Here is an 18,473-nt window from a genome sequence, read left to right as displayed (position 1 = left end):
ATGGTGGCTCCCCGACCTATTCCGGACCGGGACTGGCGCGGCTTCGCCCGCACCCTGCTCCTGTCTGTGATCGGGCTGTTCGCCGGCTACCTCGCCCTCGCGGTTCCGGTCGATCCCTACGATACCGGCCGCTCCGAGCTCTTGTCCCGCGGCGCAGTCCGGCCCCAGGGCCCACGAACGGCCTCGGCCGTGCGCGGACGCGACCCGGCCTATTCGGGGGCGCTGATCGGCAACTCGCACATCCAGCTCATCGAACCGGCGGCCTTGAGCCGGCTCACCGGCATCCCCTTCGTCCAGTTGTCAGTGCCGGCGACCGGTCCCACGGAGCAGTTCGCGCTGCTCGGCTGGTACCTGCAGCACCATGCCCGGCCCGACGCGATCGTGCTGTCGGCCGACGCCTTCTGGTGCGCCGACGATCCGTCCTTCCCGAGCGAGCACGGCTTCCCGTACTGGCTGATCGGCGACTGGCCCGCCTACCTGCGGGGATTGATCCGGTTCTCCGCCGCGCAGGAGACGATCAACCGCCTCGGCTGGCTCCTGCGGCCGCACCGCAAGACGGCGGCCGCCGACGGCTGGTGGGATTACGAGCGCAACTATCTGAGCCAGGGCTTCGGCGTCGATCCGGCCAAGAAGGCGGCCCTGGAAAAGCCGGTCGGGCCCGAGGCCGAGCCGCACCACGGCGGCCCTTTCCCGATCGCCGACCGGTTGCGGGCGGAACTGGCGCGTATCCCCGGGCGGACGCCCGTGGTGGTAGTCTTCCCGCCGGTCTATGCCCGCGCCGAACCTCCGCCCCACAGTCGCCGCGCGGAAGCCGAGGCGTCCTGCCGGGCACAGATCCGGTCCGTGCTCGCGACGCATTCCTTGAGCGCCGTGGTGGATTGGCGCGATGGGCGTCCCGAGGCGGCGGATCCTGACCAGTTCTTCGATCAGACCCATTACAGGCTGCCGCTCGCCCGGGCGCTGACGACTGAGATTGGCGCTGCAATCGTGCGGTTGCGGGCGCGGCTGACAGAGTAAATCGTCTGTACCGTGGCCGGTTTGCCGCACAGGCCCGTGCAATGACCGCCTGTTACAGGCCTCGCTCCGCTGCGCGTTGTGGCGCCCAGGCACCTCGACTATACGGCACCTCACGTTAGCGCCGCGCACCGGCCCTCCCTAGGTGGGCGGCTCGAATCCAGCGAGGGTGACGCATGGCGAAGGTGACGCTGGAGGACGGCTACGTCCCGTCCGACGACGAGCCCTTCATGAATGACCGGCAGCGCGAATATTTCCGCCGCAAGCTGCTGAGCTGGAAGAACGACATCCTGCGCGAGGCGCAGGACACTCTCGTGGCGCTCCAGAGCGAGAACGAGAACCATCCCGACCTTGCCGATCGCGCCTCGTCCGAGACGGATCGGGCGATCGAGCTGCGCGCACGGGACCGCCAGCGCAAGCTGACCGGCAAGATCGACGCGGCGCTCGCCCGGCTGGAGGACGGCTCCTACGGGTTCTGCGAGGAGACCGGCGAGCCGATCTCGCTCCGTCGCCTCGACGCGCGGCCGATCGCCACCCTCTCGCTGGAGGCGCAGGAGCGGCATGAGCGGCGCGAGCGCGTGTATCGCGACGATTGAGCTTCGAACGGACGCGAATCGTAAGCTTGGCCGGCGGTTCGCCTCGGTCGGACCGTCCGCCTCTTAGGAAACCGTCATCTGCGACGCAGCGGCGAATCTCCCGGCCTCGCCGCAGCCTCACGCAAAGAGCGGGTACCGCCTGACTTCCTGCGGACTCGCGAAACACGAAACAACCCGGAACACCGTCGAGGCGGTCTCCGGTTCTCCACCTCATCCTGAGAACCCGAAGTACAGCGCCGGCCTCGCAGATGCCCTCCAGAAGCCTCCGCGATCCCTGGAGCACTCGTTCGCGACGGCTGCGCCGCACCTCAGGATGAGGGCAGGGCGGGATTCGCCGGACCATTTCCGACTGGATCCCGCCGCGGAACCTTGCGCGAAGACCGTTCGCATCTGTCGCAGTGCACGTGGCGCGCAGCGTCCCTGGAAGCCGCGCGCCGCGCCATCCGTGGCGCATCGCCGAACGGGATGACGGTATTCGCAAGGCCGATGGCGCGGAGGCTGCGGCGTCCGGAAGGCCGACCGCGTCCCGCCGACCCGTCACTGCGTCAGCCGCAATTTCCCGATGCTGGCCTGGATCTTCTGGAAGGCATCGAGCAGGCCGTCCGAGTCGTTGGCCAGAAAGTACTGATCCTGTGACGAGGCACAGTTTTTCAGGAGCGTCTGCCCCGCTGAGTCGATCGGATCGGACGCGATGCTGAACCCGATCGTGTAGATCGAGATGTTGACCGCCTTCGCGTTCTTGCAGGACAGAGCGGTGAGTGCGTCCAGGGCATTCCTGGCGCTGGGCGCGTCTGTGATGTTCTGATTGGTGGGCGGAAGCCGGCTGTTGGGAGTGGAGCCGTCCAGATTCTTAAAATAGCCGGCGGCAAAATACATTGAATTATTGTAATTGGTGTAGGGATTGTCCGGCCAGCTGTTGGTTCCGTCGGTCATCAGGATGATGATCTTGTTGATGGCGTTCGCATTCGTGGTGTTGGAGGCGGAGGAGTAGGCGGCGCCGTCCGCGAAGACGCTGAGCGGCGAGAGCGTTCGCCAGCCCCACATGAAGCCCTCATGGATGTTGGTCGATCCCAGCGGCGCCATCTTGTTGATGAGGTTCTTCAGAACCGCCGTGTCTTTGGTGAGGCGCTGGAGCGGTTGTGTCGTGCAGCCGAAATTCGGACCGTTCGGAATGCCGGTATAGGGATTCGACGAGGTCGGCGACGGGGTTCTGGGATTGAGATATTTGCAGGCGCGACCCTCGGCGTTCTGGAAGCTCTGATTTTGCGACCACTTGGAGCAGGTCAGACTGTTGGTATAGTCGTCGATGTAGCTATTGAAGCTTATGTATTGGGTGCCGCTGTAGGTGTAGGCGGAGTAGCCGCTGCTGCCGTCGCCGGGCTCGTCGGGCGCAAAAAGCGGAACGTAGAGCGAGTCCTTGTTGCTCCCCGCCGGTGCCCCGTCCTGGACATTCAACGGATACGGCAGCGTCTCCAGACAGCCTGCCCATCCCCAGCCGGAATTGGCGTTCTGAAGCTTGTTGAAGATGTCGAACCGGCTGGTGATGCCTGTTCCGGTCAGCGAGCCGACGTTGAGCCAGTGGTAGCTCGACTGACCGTACACGTCGATCCAGGAGGCATAGCGATACGCCGACGGGTCGACCGCCACCGCGCCCGCGAACGGCACGATCGCGATCCGCGTGGCGCTGGAGAAGGCGCTGTTGGTGTAGACGTAGTTGACGAAGTTCGTCGCCGCGGTCTGGACTGCCTGCAGCTTCGACTGGCCGCCGCTCGAGGCGGACATCGATCCGGTGTTGTCGAGAACCAGCGCGATCTCGAAGGTTTTCGGCAGGGGCGTGGCGCATTGCGAGGTCGCGCCGGGATTGATGCGCGTGGTCCCGGTGAATTTGCCGAAGAAGGTCGTCGACAGCTTGTGGGCCGTCAGGGTGATCTGGCGCGGGTTGCTGGTGATCGTCAGCGGATCGACCACGAGATCCGCCACACCCATCGCGCCGCCCATCGTCGTCTGCGCCATGGCGTTGAGATCCGCCGTCGTCGTGCTCAGCGGCGTCTGGCACAGGAGCAGGGCCGTGGCATCGGCCGCCGCCTGCAGCTTCGTCTCGAGCCGGGTCGCGAAGCCGTAATCGATGGCCGCACCCGAGAGCATCAGCATCGGCACGCTGAGGAACGCGAACAGGATCGCGACGTTGCCGCGCCGATCCTGGGCCAGGCCGCGCCTGCCGCGGGGGGGAGGGGGGTCAGGGTGTCGAGCCATCGCACGCCGTGGGGCTTTTGCCCGGGACCACAACCTCCATGTAGGTGTTGGTCCCGTACGTCTTGCCGCCCCGGGTTGGCCAGGGGACGCTGCTGGTGAATGTGATGGTGCTGCTGATGCCCTTGGCGAGCTTCACCAGGGCGCTGCCGATCATCGGCGTATAGCCGATGCTGACCTCGGCGAGGACGTAGCGCATGCCCGCGGTCTGGTAGCCGAGCGGAACCAGCAGGTCGTTGGCCGCGCCGGTGTTGCGGGGCGTCGCGTTGGCGTTGGCGACGCTCGAGCAGACCTTCGGGATGACGGTGGCACCCTGCAGACCGACGCCCATGGCGCTGACGACGATCTTCACCTGCGAGGTGTCGAACGGGCGCATCACCAGCGTCGCCGAGGCGACGATGTCGTTCATGACCGTCGTGCTGATCGGGTTCTGCGTGTCGCCCTGGGCGGTCAGGTCGGCCACGGTGCGGGCGAGCAGGGTCAGCTTGCGCCACTCGTCGATGGCATGGGCGAGTTCCGTCATGCCCGCCCAGATCGCCAGGAGGATCGGCAGGATGATGGAGAATTCCACGATGGCGCTGCCGCGCCGATCGCGCCGCAGGCGTTTCAGCGGGCCCGCGATCGGCGCTGGCTTCGGTGCCGCCTGCCGAGCCCTGCGGGCGAAGCCCTTCAGCATGGGCTCGCTCCGACGATTTGGTAGGGCTCCGTGCGGAAGACCGCCGTCGACGTCAGCAGGCTCGATCCGGCCCCCGACCCGGTGGTGAATTTCTGAGTGTTCAAGCCCATCAGGTTGAAGAAGGTCGGAAATTGCACGGCGGCCGTGACGACCACGATCGTCCCCGGCTTGGCGCAGGCGTAGTTGGTCCCGAAATTCGTCTTCCACGTGCCGGTGGCGGCATCGATCGGCGTGGCCGGCGTGGCGCTCGCGAAGTTGCTGGCGGTGGCCACGTCGATCTTGACGCCCTGGCAGTTGAAGACCGTGGGGATCAGGGCGTTCGACGGACCGCACATCGTCGTCTTCAGGTTCGCCAGGAGGGTCGCGGGGTCGGTCTGACCGGCGTTCGACTGCTGGAACTGCCCGGTGAAGATCGTTCGGACGGCGTTCTGCAGGGCGCGGTCGAAGTTCTGGGTGGCCCAGATCTGAAAGGCGATCTGGAAGACCGCGCCGCACAGCGCGAGGAAGGGCAGCGCCACGAGGGCGAACTCCACCGCGGCCGCGCCGTCGGAGTTTCTCCGAAGGCGGGTCAGCAGGCAACCTGACGTAATAATTCTCCGTCTGAGTATGGCTGCCCTGCCGGTCATGGGCGTGCACGGCTGCTGAAAACAAGCATTGATGCAGATGTGTCGCCTAGAATTTGCGAAAACCTTAATACGAAGCTTGGCCAGGCATCTGCCGGCGAGTTCCATGTTGATGCCGCAGGATCGGAGGGCGTCGGTCGGCGCGCGGCTCCGCCTGTGATCCGACGCGCGGGGCCGCAGCGGATCCGGATCGGCGTGCCGGGTTGGAACGCGGCCTGGCTCCGTGCGCCGCTATCGTGATCCTGCAGGGCGGCGGGCGCGCCTTGACCCGCCGTCGTCCCGCGCCACCTCGTCGCCACCGAGCGTGGCCGGAGAGCCGTATGAGATCTGTCCTGATCGCGATCGTCGCGGCTGCGGCGTTCGCGCTCGCCGGCTGCGACGCCCCGAAGCCGGGCCCGGCCGGACCGCCCGGCCCGAAGGGCGATCAGGGTCCGGCAGGACCACAGGGGCCGGCGGGCCTGAACGGCGCCACCGGGGCACCCGGGCCCGTCGGCGAGCGCGGGCCGCCCGGGCCGCCCGGCGCGCCGGGCGCGGCCATGAACGCGCTTGTCCGGCTCGACGTGGCGTGTCACCGGGACGAGGACTTGATCGGTGCCTATTGCCGGGGCATGGCGGTCGTCCCGTCCGTGACGGTCACGGACGGTGTCTCGACGGTGGGATGTCTGGACATGACCGCCAAGGCCGCGAAGGACGCGCAGCCGGTCGCCGTGTGCATGAGGAAGCCATGAGGTGCACGCGCATCGCGGTCTGCGCGGCGATCGCGGCCGCTGTGGTCTCCCCGGCGGCCGGCGGTCAGCCCTTCGTGCCGACGGAGCGTGCGGCGATCGCGCTCGTGCGCGACCACAGGACCGCCGGCTTCACCACGATCGCACGGACCCTCGCCTTCGCCGAGCGCGCCACCGGTGGCGCGTTCCGGTTCGGCGGCTACCAGGTCGACTATCGCCCGGACGCGCCCTTTGCCCGGGTCCGGATCTGCTACCGTCTGGGTATCGATCCACCCACCTGCGGGCTCGATTACCGTGTGGCGGTGAACCCGTCCCATGTCGAACCCGCGGACCGCTACAACGGCCTGACGCGCGACCTCGAGCACGGGCCGCGGGCGTTCCTGCGCGCGCTCGCCCGGGAGGCCGACCTCCAGCGCCAGCCGGACGTCCTGCGCAGGATCGAGGCGGCGCTCGACCCCTACAATCCCTACGACTGGCGCTGAGGATCAGAACAGGCGCGGCCAGCGCAGCAGCCGATCGGGCGCGAAGGCGTCGACCGGTACCGAAGGTTGTCGACCCGTGGCGAGATCGGCCACGATCTCGCCGGTGATGGGGCCGGTGGACAGGCCGATATGGCCGTGGCCGAACGCGAAGAGCAGGCCCTCGTGCCGGGGCGCCCGGCCGATCACCGGCATTCCGTCCGGCGTCGAAGGGCGCGAGCCGAGCCAGGGCTCGTTGTCGAGGGGACCGCCGAGACGAAGCGTCCCGGCGGCCTCCCGGGACGCCGCCTCGATCTGCGTGTGGTCCGGGGCCGCGTGGCGGGCGTTCAGCTCCACGCCGGAGAGAACCCGGATCCTGTTCTCGCCCATCGGCGCGAGGATGGATCCGGCGCCGGTGTCGAGCACCGGCCGGGTCAGGGGCGGGCTGTCGGGGTGCAGGGCGTAGTGGCGATGATAGCCCCGCTCGGCCGCCACCGCGAACCGGTAGCCCAGCGTCCGGGCGATCGCCCCGGAGGCGGCGCCCGCCGCCAGCACGACCTGCCGTGCCCGCAGCGCTCCGGCCTCGTGCTCGACGCGCCAGCCTCCGGCTTCCGGAGCCAGGCGCCCGGCGCTGCCGCGCAGACGGCGTCCGCCGAGCCCGGCGAACAGGGCCTCGCAGGCCTCGATCAGCCGGCCCGGCTCCCGCACCGAGCCGGTCTCGGTGAGCAGCATCGCCCGGGCGTAGGGCCGCACCAGCGCCGGCTCGAGGTCGCGCACGGCAGCGGTGTCGAGGATCTCGAACGCCACGCCGTGCCCGGCCAGGATCTCGCGCTCGAGTGCGGCACCCGTGAAGGCGGCCTGCGTCCTGTAGGCCTTGAGCCAGCCGGTCCGCTGCAGGCGGTCGGTTGTGCCGGCCCGCGCGGCCAGCCGCTCATGGGCGGGATAGGCGGCGCTCGTCAGCGGCAGCAGCGCCGCGGCGGCCCGGCGCCAGCGGGAGGCGCGGGCCGCGGCGAGGAAATGTGCCGCGTAGGGCACGATGCGCGGCAGGTGCCCATGGTGCAGACGTAGGCCCCGGTCGGCGTTGCGCAGATAGGCCGGAAGCCTGCCCCAGAGGGCCGGGCTCGACATCGGCAGGATCGATCCCCGGCTGACCACGCCGGCATTGCCGTAGGAGGTCCGGCCCCGTGCCTCGCCCGGATCGCACAACACGACGTCGAGTCCGCGATCCTTCAGCGCGATGGCGCTGGCGAGCCCCACCATCCCGCCGCCGACCACCACGATGTCGGCCGTCTCGTCCGTCGCCATTCACACGTTCCTGCAGCACATCGGGGTGTTCTGACCGGTTTTGCCCGACGCGGGTAGCGGTCCGGGACCGACGAGGCATGAGCTGCACGCGTGTACGACGACACGCACAATCCCGCGGAGATCGGCTACAGAGCGGATCATGACCCTCGTCCGCTTCGCCCCGTCGCCGACCGGCTACCTCCATATCGGCAACGCCCGCCCGGCCCTGCTCAACGCCCTGTTCGCCCGCAGAACGGGGGGACAATTCCTGCTGCGCCTCGACGACACCGACGCGGAGCGCTGCACCGAGGTGTTCGCCGCGGCGATCGAGGCGGATCTGGCCTGGCTCGGCATCGTGCCCGACCTGTTCGCCCGGCAGAGCGCGCGCATGGCCCAGCACGATGCCGCCGCGGATCGCCTGCGCGCGGCGGGACGGCTCTACCCCTGCTACGAGACGCAGGAGGAGCTGGAGCGGCGGCGCAAGCGCCAGCTCGGCCGCGGGCAACCGCCGATCTACGATCGGGCGGCGCTCAAGCTCACCGCCGAGGAGCGCGCCGCGCTGGAAGCCGAGGGCCGGCGGCCGCACTGGCGCTTCCTGCTGGAGGCGCGGACGGTCGCCTGGGATGATCTCGTCCGCGGGCCGGCCCATGTCGACTGCGCGTCTCTGTCGGACCCGGTCCTCATCCGCGCCGACGGCAGCTACCTCTACACGCTGCCCTCCGTGGTGGACGACGCCGACCTCGGCATCACCCACGTCATCCGCGGCGAGGACCACGTCACCAACACGGGCGTCCAGGTCCAGATCTTCGAGGCCCTGGGGGCGGCCGTGCCCGTCTTCGGCCATCACAACCTGCTGACGACCGCCGACGGGGAGGGGCTGTCGAAGCGGCTCGGACACCTCTCGCTGCGCGGCCTGCGCGAGGCGGGCTACGAGCCCGCCGCTGTCCGCTCGCTGGCCGTGCTCACCGGCTCGTCCGAAGCCGTGCGGGCGGTGCCCGATCTCGACACGCTGGCGCAGCTGGTGGATCTCGGCGAGATCTCGCGCGCGCCGGCCCGCTTCGACCCCGCGGAACTCGACGGTCTCAATGCCCGACTGGCCCACGACCTGCCGTACGCGGCGGTCGCCGACCGGCTCGCGGAACTCGGGATCCCGTCGGATCGCGCGGAGGCGTTCTGGCTCGCGGTTCGGCCGAATCTCGGCCGCGTCGCCGAGGCGGCCGGATGGTGGCGGGTCGTGACCGGCCCGGTCGAGCCCGTCATCACCGAGCCGGCCGTGATCGGAGCCGCCCGCGAGAGCCTGCCGCCGGAGCCGTACGGCCCGGAGACCTGGAAGGCCTGGACGGCCGAGATCAAGACCCGCACCGGCGCCAAGGGTCGCGGACTGTTCATGCCGCTGCGTCTCGCCCTCACCGGGCTGGAGCATGGACCGGATCTCGCCGGCCTGCTGCCGCTGATCGGGCGGGCGCGGGCGGAGCGGCGGCTCGCCGGGGAGACAGCCTGAACCGAACCGCACGAACAGCCGGGTCGGCCCGGCTGATCGCCACGTCATCCGCCGCGTTCCGGCACCTCAATGGGCTGACCGGCGATGTCACCGGCGGCGCCTTGCTCAGTGCGGTCGGGCCTCGATCAGGACGGAGTCGAGCAGGAAGCTTCCGTCGGCCTCGATCCGGAAATGCTCCACCACCTCCGCGGGCGCGGTGGCCTGTAGCGCGCGGATCGCCGCGACCAGCGGCGCGGCCGTCCGCATCCGGGCGATCCAGCTCGCGAATTCCATGCGCGGCCGGCTTTCCAGCGTGGCGCCGGGGGTGAAGCCCGCCGCCTCCAGCAGTGCGCGCCATTCCGACACGCGGTAGTCGCGCACGTGCGAGGGATCCCGCAGCAATTCCACCGCCTGCAGATGCGTGTCGAGCAGCGGATCCTCGGCCGCGACGATGTCGCAGACCACCAGGAGGCCGTCCCGCTTGAGGACCCGGCGTGCCTCCTTCAGCGCGGCCGGGACATCGTGCCAGTGGTGGGCGCTGTAGCGGGTCAGGACCGCGTCGAAGGTCGCATCCGCGAAGGGCAGTGTCTCCGCCGCGCCCTGCCGGGTCTCGATCCGGTCCAACCCCCGGCGGCCGGCCTCGGCGCTGACGGCCGTGAGCATCGCTTCGGAGAGGTCGTAGGCCGTGACGGTCGCGCCCGCCGCGGCGGCCGTGAAGGCGACGTGGCCGCCGCCGCATCCGAGGTCGAGCACCTTCGCCGCCGGCCTGCCGCGGATGAGCGCGCCGATCCGGTCGAGGTCGGCTCCCGCGGCGTGAACCGCGCTCGCCACGTAGGCGGAAGCCTGCGCGCCGAACTGATCGACGACGTTGCTGGCGTGGTTGCGCGCGCTCATGCGGACCTCCCGGTTTCCAGAGCCAGCGGCGCGAGGCGCGACAGCCGCAGGGCGATGATCAGCGCCAGACCGTACAGGGCTGCCACGAACAGCACCACGCCGGTCCAGCCGGAATGCGCGAAGAACCAGCCGCCGGCGGTCCCGAGCACCGATGAGCCGAGATAGTACAGGCAGAGGTAGACCGAGGAGGCCTGCGCACGATCTCGCAGGGCCCGGCGCCCGACCCAGCTGCTCGCGACCGAATGGGCCCCGAAGAAGCCGACCGTCACCACCACCACGCCCGCGATGATCAGCACGATGTGGTCCGAGAGGGTCATGAGAATGCCGGCAAGGCCGAGGCCGGTGGCGAGCCACAGGACCCGCCGCCGGCCGAGGCGGCTCGCCAGCTCGCCGGTGACCGGGCTGCTCACCATGCCGGCGAGGTAGACCGAGAAGATCAGTCCGATGACGGTCTGGCTCAACGAGAACGGTGGGTCGAGCAGGCGGAAGCCGATGTAGTTGTAGATGCAGACGAAGCCGCCCATCAGCAGGAACGCCTCCGCGAACAGCCACGGCAGGCCGGCATCGCGGAAATGGTGTCCGAAGCTGCCGGGCACCTCCCGCCAGGCGAGGCGGCGGGCCACGAAGCTGCGGGACGGCGGCAGCCAGCGCCAGAACGCGACGGCCGCCGCCAGCGCCAGCACCCCGATGGTGGCGAGGCCGATCCGCCAGCCGAGATGGTCGGCCATCACGCCGCTGATCAGGCGCCCCGACATGCCGCCGAGGGCATTGCCGCCCACCAGCAGGCCCATCGACAGGCCGATCGCCTCGGCGTCCATCTCCTCGGCGAGGTAGGCCATGGCCACGGCGGGCAGGCCGCTCGCCGTGAGGCCCGTCAGCGCCCGCAGCGTCAGGAACCCGTGCCAGCCCGGGACCAGGGCGGCTACTATTGTGAGCACCGCCGAGGCGAAGAGCGAGGCCAGCATCACGGGCTTGCGGCCCCAGATCTCCGAGAGCGGGCTGACCACCAACAAGGCCAAGGCCAGCAGGCCGCAGGGCAGCGACAGGGCGAGGCTGCTCTCGGCCGGCGAGACCTCGAAGGCGTCCGCGTAGATCGGCAGCAATGGCTGGACGGCGTAGAGCACCGCGAAGGTCGAGAACCCCGCGGCTGCGAGCGCCAGCGCCGTGCGGCGGAAGACCGGTGTGCCCGACCGGATCAGCCGTCGGTCCGCTTCGCTCTCCATCGTCGTTCCGTGCTCGCAACCTCCACGGGTGGTGGAACTACGGGTCGCTGTCGTCAACCGCCGCGCGGGGCATGGCCGCGCGGCGCTCCCGTCAACGCGGCGGCGGCGCTTGGCCGGAGCCCTGTTGCAGCAGCGGCGTGATCCGCCGGACCGTGACGCGGCGGTTTTCCCGCGACGGTCCTTGGGTGTTCACCTTCAGGTACTGCTCGCCGTAGCCCTGCGTGGTCAAGTTCTCCGGCGGAACCTGGAACTGCTGGGTCAAGACGGTCGCCACCGATTGGGCGCGCCGATCCGACAGCGACAGGTTGTCGATGTCGGAGCCCACCGCGTCGGTGTAGCCCTCGATCAGGAAGACCTCCTGCGGGTTCGCCCGGATCGCCTTGTTGATCGCCGCGGCGATCACCGACAGCCGGGCCGCTTGATCGGGCGTGACGGTGAATGAGCCGGTGTCGAAGTTGATCGTGTCGATGTCCACCGACCGCATCCGCGCGCGCAGATCCGGGCTGTACCGGATCTGGTCGAGCGTGTAGCGGCGGTCCACCGCGACCACCGGGGGCGCCGTCAGCGCCTCGTAGACCGTACCCTCGTCCGCTCGGTCGTACTCGACGACGTAGCGGTCGCGGGGGATGCGGATATCCGGCGGCGGCAGCACCACCACATCGTCGTAGATCGGACGGGGCGGTCCGGCATAGCTGTTGTCGATGATCAGCACCTCACGCCCGTCGCGGAACCGGCGGTAGCGGCGCAGCATCCGGCCGTCATCGTCCGTGACGGTGACGATCTGCTCGCCGCCGGGCCGGTCGATGAAGCTGTAATAGTCGGATCCGCGGCGCTCGTAGCGGTAGCCGCGCGGATCGAGATCGCGGAAACGCTCGTTCTCGTCGTGGCGGATCAGATAGCCGTCCCGGTCCCGCACGATGATGCGGCCAGGCTCCCGATAGAAGGTGCGCCCACCCTCGCTGTACTCCCGCCGGTCACGACGGACCTGTTCGTAGTCGCGCACGTCGTCGTTCTGGCGGAAGCCGCCAGGGACGTAGCCCGGCTGGCCGGGCGCGTTGAAGTCGCCGCGATCTCCCGGACGGCCGGCCCCGTTCGGACCGGGGCCACCCGGGCCGGGCTGAGCAGGCGGGGCCACGCCGACGGGTGCTTGGCCGGCCGCGGGCGCTTGGCCGGCCGCGGGCGCTTGGCCGGCCGCGGGCGCTTGGCCGGGCGCAGGTGCTTGGCCGGGCGCGGGCGCTTGGCCCGGCGGCTGGAACGGCCTGCCCGGAACGCCCGGGGCCATGTTCGGGGCGACAGGCCGACCCGGTTCGGCGGCCGGGCCGGCATTCGGCTGCGGACGGCCCTCGGGTTGAACGTCCTGGCGCTGCACCGGCCGCCCGGGAACGCCCGGAGCCATGTTCGGCGGCGTCGGCCGGCCTTGTTCGGCACCGGGACCCGTATTCGGACCCGCCGGCTGCGAACGGTTCTCGGGCTGCGCGTCCTGGCGCTGCACCGGTCTTCCCGGAGCGCCCGGTGCCGCGTTCGGCGCAGGGCTGGGGGCAGGGCTCGGGGCGGCGTTCGGCGCCGGTGGCCGGGCATCGGGGCGGCCGTTGGGACGCGTGTCCGGCTGCGCGTCGCGCGGGGCTGCGCCCGGGCCGCCCTGACGCTGGCCGGAAGGCTCGCGATCGGGCGCGGCATCCCGCGCCCCCGGGCGATTGGGCGTGGAATCGGGGGCTGGACGGTCCCGGTCGGGTGCCTGCCGCGGCTGCGGCGGGGATGCAGGCCGCTCGGCGTTCGGCCGTGCAGAGGGCGCCGGCGCCTCGTCCTGGTCCGGTGCCTGCCGCCGCGCGGGAGCCGGGCGATCGGGGGCCGCCCGCTCCTGGGCGCCCGATGCCGGACGATCCGGCTGCCGCTGTTGCCGCTCCGGACGCGGCTCCTGCTGGCGCTCTTGCCGGTCGGGGGCCGGCGCCCGCGGCGCCGGGGGTTCCGGCCTGCGTTCAGGAGCGCGTTCCCGGGCGGGCGGTTCGGCCTGCGGTTGGCGCTGGGCCGGCGGCTCGGGACGTTCGCGGGCGGCGGGCGGCGGGGCGGCGCGCTCAGGTCGCGGTTCCGGCCGTTCGCGGCCGGCGGGCGGTCCCGGTGGCGGGCCGGGACGCTCCTGCGGCGCGCGCTCCTGGCGCGGACCGCCGTGCGGGGGCTCGCCGCCGCGCGGACCACGCTCGTCCGGTCCCCCCTGGGCCAGCAGGATCCGACCCGGTGCTGCGCCGGCGGGCTGCGTCAGAGTCAGGCCGGGGATCACCGTGCCGGTCAGGAGAAGCAATCGCAGCAACCGCATGAGGCCTCGCGTCGAGTCAAGCCCTGCCGAACTCCGAACGCCGCCCATGGTTCCGCGCAGGAACGCGTTGCAGGCCTCAGGGGATGAGGCGCTGCGGCACCGCGATGACGTTCGGCGCGATGACGCGCACGGCAACGTGATCCGGCTTGACCTCGACCGCTTTCGCGTCGTCGGGCTTCGCAGCGTCTGCGCTGTCACTCCGATCGCCGGCGGCCTGCACGATCGCCGGGGCGCCGGACCGCCCCTCGCTGGCGGCACGCCCGGCGGCATCGGCGGCGAGTTCCGCCGCGGTCCTGTCGGCCCGGCCGACCAGGGTCAGGCGCACTTTCGGTCGCGACAGGGCTTCGGCCTGCATCGGCGTCACGAAGATATCGCCCTTGTGGCGCACCAGCATGCTCTCGGCCTTCACCAGGGACTGCGCCCAGGTCTTGCCCTCCGGCTTGCAGGAGCAGTTCGGCACGAATTCCTTGCGGAACTTGAAGGCGTTGGCGAGGCTCGCGTAGGCGCGGCTGCCCTTCACCGACGCGGCGTGCTTCAGGGCGTCGTCGCCGTACGGCATGGAATAGGCCTGCGCCTCCGTCCCCGGGCAGAGGGCTTGGCACATCTCGTCGGCGCCGCCGCGCCCGTCAGGCAGGTTCCGCATCGGGAAGAAGCCGCCGTCGCAGGTGCGCACACAGACCATCTGCGGGCCGCCCTTGGCGTAGGCCTCGCCGCTGGCCGCGTAGGTCTCGCGGGCCGGGCAGGTCGAGGCGATGAGGCCCTGCAGTTCCCGCTTGCGCGCCCCGCTGTCGTCGATCACGGCGCCGCCATAGGTCGCCTTCAGGGCGCGGATCCGCTGCTCCACGGCCCCGCATTGCGGCGGGCGCGTGTCGAAGAACAGGAACTTGCCGCCCTCGCAGTTCAGCCCGCGGAAATAGGCTTCCAGCCGCCCGATCTCGTCGTTGAGGGCGCGCGTCGTGCTGGCGCCGTTCTGGACGGCCGCCAACTCGGCCCGGTAGCGCCGGCATTGCGGCGACGGCTGAGGCGGGGTTGGCCGCGTGTCGGCGGCAGGTGGGGCGGCCGGGGCCTCCTGCGCACCGGCAGGGTGGGACAGCGTCTGACACAGCCCGAGGGCCAGCACCGCACCCAGGAGGAGGCGGCCGAACGAACGGACGATCGGGCGGTGAGGCATTGGCGGCATCGCGTTGATCGGGTGCGCATCGCTCCGAAGGGGCCGGGCGGGCGCGCATCCGCGCTTCGGGGCCGAAGCACAGCCAGTGTACGCCCCCTCGAAAGGTGGCGACACCCCTCCTACATCCAGTCGGCAAGCTTGAGGGGGAATTGGCCGGCGATGTGGTTTCGGAGTCTCACCTATGTTGGGCTTCTGGCCTCGGGGCTGGCGGCGGGACTGGCGGCGGTCGCCCCCGCCGCGGCCCAGGAGCCGGACCGGATCTTCGACAAGTCGACGGTCTGGCGCCCGCTGACGCCGAACGACAAGCTGGTCGTCTACGGCATCGACGATCCGGCGGTCTCCGGCGTCGCCTGCTGGTACACCCAGCCCGAGAAGGGCGGCATCAAGGGCACGCTCGGGCTGGCCGAGGACGTCTCCGACATCTCCCTGGCCTGCCGCCAGACCGGCCCGGTGGCCTTCAAGGGCAAGTTGAGTCAGGGCGAGGTGGTCTTCAGCGAGCGCCGGTCGCTGATCTTCAAGTCGATGCAGATCGTGCGAGGCTGCGACGCGCGGCGCAATACGCTGATCTACATGGTCTATTCGGACAAGGTCATCCAGGGCTCGCCGAAGAACTCGACCTCGGCGGTGCCGCTGGCACCGTGGGGCACGGAGCCCGCGCCGAAATGTGCCGACGCCCTCAAGTAGGGCGCGGCGCGCCGGATCATATCAGGTTCAGTCCTGGCAGGTGATGCGGATCGGGCGCTCCGACGGCGCCGGAACCGGCTGGCTGATGGCGCCGGTATACTCGTCGGCGGCCGCGACGCCGTAGGAGTTGGCGGCGGCGTAGCCCTGCGCCTCGCACCACGCGTTGGCGACCACCTGGCCGCAGGCGCTGCCCGGCGTCGTCAGGCAATCGCCGACGCCGTAGCCGTCGCTCGACGGGATCAGGAAGGTCTTCTCGACGTGGCTCGCCACCTTCGCGGGGGTCTCGCCGTCGCTCCCGGCCAGGGCAGCATGCGCCAGTCCGGCGGTGGCCAGAGCGGTGGCGAGGACGAGGAAACCGGCGGCCGAGCGTCGCATGGAGGGTCCTTGAACACAGGATCGGTGGCGTGAGGCTTGCTGGCCGGACGGTCCGACGACGCAGTTAAGGAAGCCTTACCCGCGTCGCGCGCAGGCCTTCTCGAATTCCTCACGCTTTTGGGTTAGCCCCATCGGGCGGGCCGCGCCGTCGCGGCGATGCAACAGCGCGTGGCGACGGCCCTGCCGGGTCCGCCACGGTCCGGCCGTTCTTCGCCGCGCGAGGCCGCCAGGGTCTTGCGGTCAAAGCCGGTTGCCGTCTGGAGCGGGGCGCCGCGGTCCGGCCGCCGTGCCGGCAGGGAGGTGGGTTTCATGGCGCCGATGTTGCGGCTCTACAACACGCTGACGGGTGCCAAGGAGGCCTTCGCGCCGATCGACCCGGAGCATGTCCGCTTCTACGCCTGCGGTCCGACCGTGTACGACGCGGCCCATATCGGCAACGCCCGGCCGATCATCGTCTTCGACCTGCTGTTCCGGCTGCTGCGCCACCTCTACGGGCCGGCGCACGTCACCTACGCGCGCAACGTCACGGACGTCGATGACAAGATCAACGCCCGCGCCGCCGAGCGCGGCATCACCATCCGCGAACTGACCGACGGAACGCTGGCGCAGTTCCACAAGGACGTGCGCGACCTCGGCGTGCTGATGCCCGAGTACGTCAACCGGCCCGGCGAGCGCCCCCGCTTCATCGAGCCCCGGGCGACCGATCACATTGCCGAGATGGTGACGATGATCGACGCCCTGGTGCGCGCCGGCCACGCCTACGTGGCGGAGGAGCACGTCCTGTTCGACGTGCCCTCGATGCCGGACTACGGTCAGCTCTCCAGGCGACCCCTCGACGAGATGGAGGCCGGCGCCCGGGTCGAGGTGGCGCCCTACAAGCGCTCACCCCTCGACTTCGTGCTCTGGAAGCCCTCGAAGCCCGGAGAGCCCTCGTGGCCGTCGCCCGCCGGCATCGCGGCGCCGGGCCGGCCGGGATGGCACATCGAGTGCTCGGCCATGTCGGCCAAGCACCTGGGCCAGACCTTCGACATCCACGCGGGCGGCATCGACCTGATCTTTCCCCACCACGAGAACGAGGTGGCGCAGTCCCGCTGCTGCTTCGGCACCGGCGTGATGGCCAATGTCTGGCTGCACAACGGCTTCCTTCAGGTGGAGGGGGAGAAGATGTCGAAATCGCTGGGCAACTTCATCACCATCCGTGACGTGCTCAAGGACTGGCCCGGCGAGGTGGTTCGGCTCACCATGCTCAAGACCCAGTACCGCCAGCCGATCGACTGGACCCTGCGCGGTCTCGAAGAATCGAGCCGCGTCCTCGACCGCTGGTACAACGCCGCCGGCGACGAGCCCGCCGCGCGCGAGGTTCCCGCCGGGCTGCTCGACGCGCTCTGCGACGACCTCAACACGCCCGCGGCGATTAACGAGCTGCACCGGCTGGGCAGCGGGGCCGAGGCGGATCCGGCTGCCTTACGGGCGGGCGCCAACCTGCTCGGCTTCCTGACGCGCACGCGCAGCGACCGGGAGCAGGATCAGGTCGCCGAATCCGGCATCGACGTCGCGGCGGTCGAGGCGCTGATCGCCGAGCGCCGCGCCGCCCGGGCCGCCAAGGATTGGGCCGCTTCCGACCGGGCGCGCGACGCGCTCGCCGCGATGGGCGTCGCCGTGAAGGACAACAAGGACGGCACGACCACTTGGACGGTGGCGCGCTGATCGCGCCGTCCGGGTGACGATGACGCGGACGTGACGGCGGCCGCGTCCTCGCGCCCGCTTGCGCGGCCGGTCCGGAACCGCATCTGTTGCGGCCGGGGCCGCTCGCGAGGAGAGATCAGCACGTGACCATCTTCGGGACCATCGCGGCACGGCTCGCCTGCGTCGGATCGGCCGCGGCACTCGGCCTGGGCGCGTCAGGGCCGGCGCTCGCCATCGACGGCGGGGCGCCGGCGGGCCGCGACGCCCTCGCGCAGGCCACCGTCGCCATCGGCACGATCACGCAGCCCGAGGAGGCCCTGCGCCTGACCCGCTGCTCCGGCGTGCTCATCGCGCCGGACCTCGTGCTCACGGCGGCGCACTGCGTGAACGGCGACCCCCTCGGCGCGCTGGTGGTGTTCTTTCGCGGGACCGAACCGGCGCGACCGGTCTATGCCGCACGGGTCGCGGCCCGCTACAGCCCGGATCCGGGGGAGATGCTGCCGAACGCGGCCCCCGATGTCAGCCTCTCCGACCTGTCCCTCGACCTCGCGGTGCTGCGCCTGACCGAGCCGGTGCGCGGCCGGCGCCCGGTGCCCCTCGCGGCCGATCCGACCCGGGTTCCGAAGAGCCTGCGGATCGCCGGGGCGGGCCTGTCCGGGCGCGCGGTCGGGCGTCTGCGGACGGCGACGCTCACGCCGGTCGCGGCGAGCAGCACCGGCTTGACCATCGCGCGCGCCAACGGCGCCCGGGTCTGCTTCGGCGATTCCGGCGGCCCGGTCGTCGCGCAGGATCGCGGCGGCACCTATATCTGGGGCGTCGCCAGCGCGGTCATCAGCCGAGCAGCTCCGTGCGGGGGCTACGTGGTGATCGCGCCCGCCGCGCAGGTCTTTTCCGCCGCCGGGGTGCGGTGACCGCGGGCTACATCGTCCGAGAGGTTGGGACGCGGGCGTCTGAGACGTTCCGTCATCCAACCCGCGCCTGAGGATGCCACCGCACTCACATCTCTCCCACCAACACTCAACC

17 protein-coding genes are annotated in these 18,473 nt (G+C 70.8%); 8 read left to right on the top strand and 9 right to left on the bottom strand.

All coding sequences use genetic code 11. The annotated features are described in order from the left end of the window. Entirely contained in the window at nt 1-1,017 is a 1,017-nt protein-coding gene (locus ACLBX9_RS30510; protein WP_010683818.1) for a hypothetical protein, read from the top strand. Nucleotides 1,018-1,190: 173 nt separating this feature from the next. Further along, on the top strand, nt 1,191-1,610 hold the full coding sequence (gene dksA, locus ACLBX9_RS30505) for an RNA polymerase-binding protein DksA (RefSeq protein WP_010683819.1): 420 nt from the start codon (nt 1,191-1,193) through the stop codon (nt 1,608-1,610). 537 nt (nt 1,611-2,147) lie between these two features. Here dksA and ACLBX9_RS30500 read toward each other — a convergent pair. From ACLBX9_RS30500 to ACLBX9_RS30490, 3 genes are read right to left on the bottom strand one after another with little or no spacing between them, the layout of a single operon-like run. Further along, a complete protein-coding gene (locus ACLBX9_RS30500; protein WP_447721588.1) occupies nt 2,148-3,863 on the bottom strand; it encodes a TadE/TadG family type IV pilus assembly protein in 1,716 nt (571 codons plus the stop codon). Next, a complete protein-coding gene (locus ACLBX9_RS30495) occupies nt 3,847-4,536 on the bottom strand; it encodes a TadE/TadG family type IV pilus assembly protein (RefSeq protein WP_447721547.1) in 690 nt (229 codons plus the stop codon). The genes ACLBX9_RS30500 and ACLBX9_RS30495 overlap by 17 nt, the downstream gene beginning before the upstream one ends. After that, entirely contained in the window at nt 4,530-5,069 is a 540-nt protein-coding gene (locus ACLBX9_RS30490) for a TadE/TadG family type IV pilus assembly protein (RefSeq protein ID WP_039893123.1), read from the bottom strand. Before ACLBX9_RS30490 ends, ACLBX9_RS30495 begins: the two co-directional genes overlap by 7 nt. A gap of 410 nt (nt 5,070-5,479) precedes the next feature. Between ACLBX9_RS30490 and ACLBX9_RS30485 the strand changes: the two genes are divergently transcribed. Next, entirely contained in the window at nt 5,480-5,887 is a 408-nt protein-coding gene (locus ACLBX9_RS30485) for a hypothetical protein (RefSeq protein ID WP_447721546.1), read from the top strand. Continuing rightward, the gene (locus ACLBX9_RS30480; protein ID WP_010683824.1) at nt 5,884-6,366 is read left to right on the top strand and encodes a hypothetical protein; all 483 of its coding nucleotides are present in this window, start codon (nt 5,884-5,886) and stop codon (nt 6,364-6,366) included. Before ACLBX9_RS30485 ends, ACLBX9_RS30480 begins: the two co-directional genes overlap by 4 nt. Before the next feature lie 3 nt (nt 6,367-6,369). Here the strand turns inward: ACLBX9_RS30480 and ACLBX9_RS30475 are convergent, their stop codons facing one another. After that, complete coding sequence (locus ACLBX9_RS30475) at nt 6,370-7,647, bottom strand: NAD(P)/FAD-dependent oxidoreductase (protein WP_447721545.1); 1,278 nt, start codon at nt 7,645-7,647, stop codon at nt 6,370-6,372. A gap of 139 nt (nt 7,648-7,786) precedes the next feature. Here ACLBX9_RS30475 and ACLBX9_RS30470 point away from each other — a divergent pair, with 139 nt between their 5' ends. Beyond that, nucleotides 7,787-9,127: a glutamate--tRNA ligase gene (locus ACLBX9_RS30470; protein WP_447721544.1), complete on the top strand. Its 1,341-nt coding sequence runs from the start codon at nt 7,787-7,789 to the stop codon at nt 9,125-9,127. A 105-nt stretch (nt 9,128-9,232) separates the two neighbouring features. Here the strand turns inward: ACLBX9_RS30470 and ACLBX9_RS30465 are convergent, their stop codons facing one another. The 4 genes from ACLBX9_RS30465 to ACLBX9_RS30450 form a co-directional block, all read right to left on the bottom strand. Beyond that, the gene (locus tag ACLBX9_RS30465; RefSeq protein WP_010683827.1) at nt 9,233-10,000 is read right to left on the bottom strand and encodes a class I SAM-dependent methyltransferase; all 768 of its coding nucleotides are present in this window, start codon (nt 9,998-10,000) and stop codon (nt 9,233-9,235) included. Then, complete coding sequence (locus ACLBX9_RS30460; RefSeq protein ID WP_010683828.1) at nt 9,997-11,223, bottom strand: MFS transporter; 1,227 nt, start codon at nt 11,221-11,223, stop codon at nt 9,997-9,999. Before ACLBX9_RS30460 ends, ACLBX9_RS30465 begins: the two co-directional genes overlap by 4 nt. A 91-nt stretch (nt 11,224-11,314) precedes the next feature. Continuing rightward, complete coding sequence (locus tag ACLBX9_RS30455) at nt 11,315-12,358, bottom strand: OmpA family protein (RefSeq protein WP_348529334.1); 1,044 nt, start codon at nt 12,356-12,358, stop codon at nt 11,315-11,317. Nucleotides 12,359-13,610: 1,252 nt separating this feature from the next. Beyond that, entirely contained in the window at nt 13,611-14,705 is a 1,095-nt protein-coding gene (locus ACLBX9_RS30450; RefSeq protein WP_447721543.1) for a DUF2865 domain-containing protein, read from the bottom strand. Nucleotides 14,706-14,864: 159 nt separating this feature from the next. Between ACLBX9_RS30450 and ACLBX9_RS30445 the strand changes: the two genes are divergently transcribed. Further along, complete coding sequence (locus ACLBX9_RS30445) at nt 14,865-15,389, top strand: CreA family protein (RefSeq protein ID WP_447721542.1); 525 nt, start codon at nt 14,865-14,867, stop codon at nt 15,387-15,389. Between the two features lie 27 nt (nt 15,390-15,416). Here ACLBX9_RS30445 and ACLBX9_RS30440 read toward each other — a convergent pair whose 3' ends face one another. Continuing rightward, nucleotides 15,417-15,764 (bottom strand): hypothetical protein, encoded by a 348-nt coding sequence (locus tag ACLBX9_RS30440; RefSeq protein ID WP_010683832.1) that lies wholly within the window; start codon nt 15,762-15,764, stop codon nt 15,417-15,419. 309 nt (nt 15,765-16,073) lie between these two features. Between ACLBX9_RS30440 and cysS the strand changes: the two genes are divergently transcribed. Together cysS and ACLBX9_RS30430 are read left to right on the top strand one after the other, a co-directional pair. Further along, nucleotides 16,074-17,471 (top strand): cysteine--tRNA ligase, encoded by a 1,398-nt coding sequence (gene cysS / locus ACLBX9_RS30435; protein WP_447721541.1) that lies wholly within the window; start codon nt 16,074-16,076, stop codon nt 17,469-17,471. 122 nt (nt 17,472-17,593) lie between these two features. Beyond that, nucleotides 17,594-18,361: a S1 family peptidase gene (locus ACLBX9_RS30430; protein WP_010683834.1), complete on the top strand. Its 768-nt coding sequence runs from the start codon at nt 17,594-17,596 to the stop codon at nt 18,359-18,361. The last annotated feature ends 112 nt before the right edge of the window (nt 18,362-18,473 follow it).

It is taken from the genome of Methylobacterium sp. A49B (assembly GCF_053346215.1).
The sequence above is the reverse complement of the archived record's forward strand: the minus strand, read 5'-3'. Positions and strand labels throughout refer to the sequence as shown.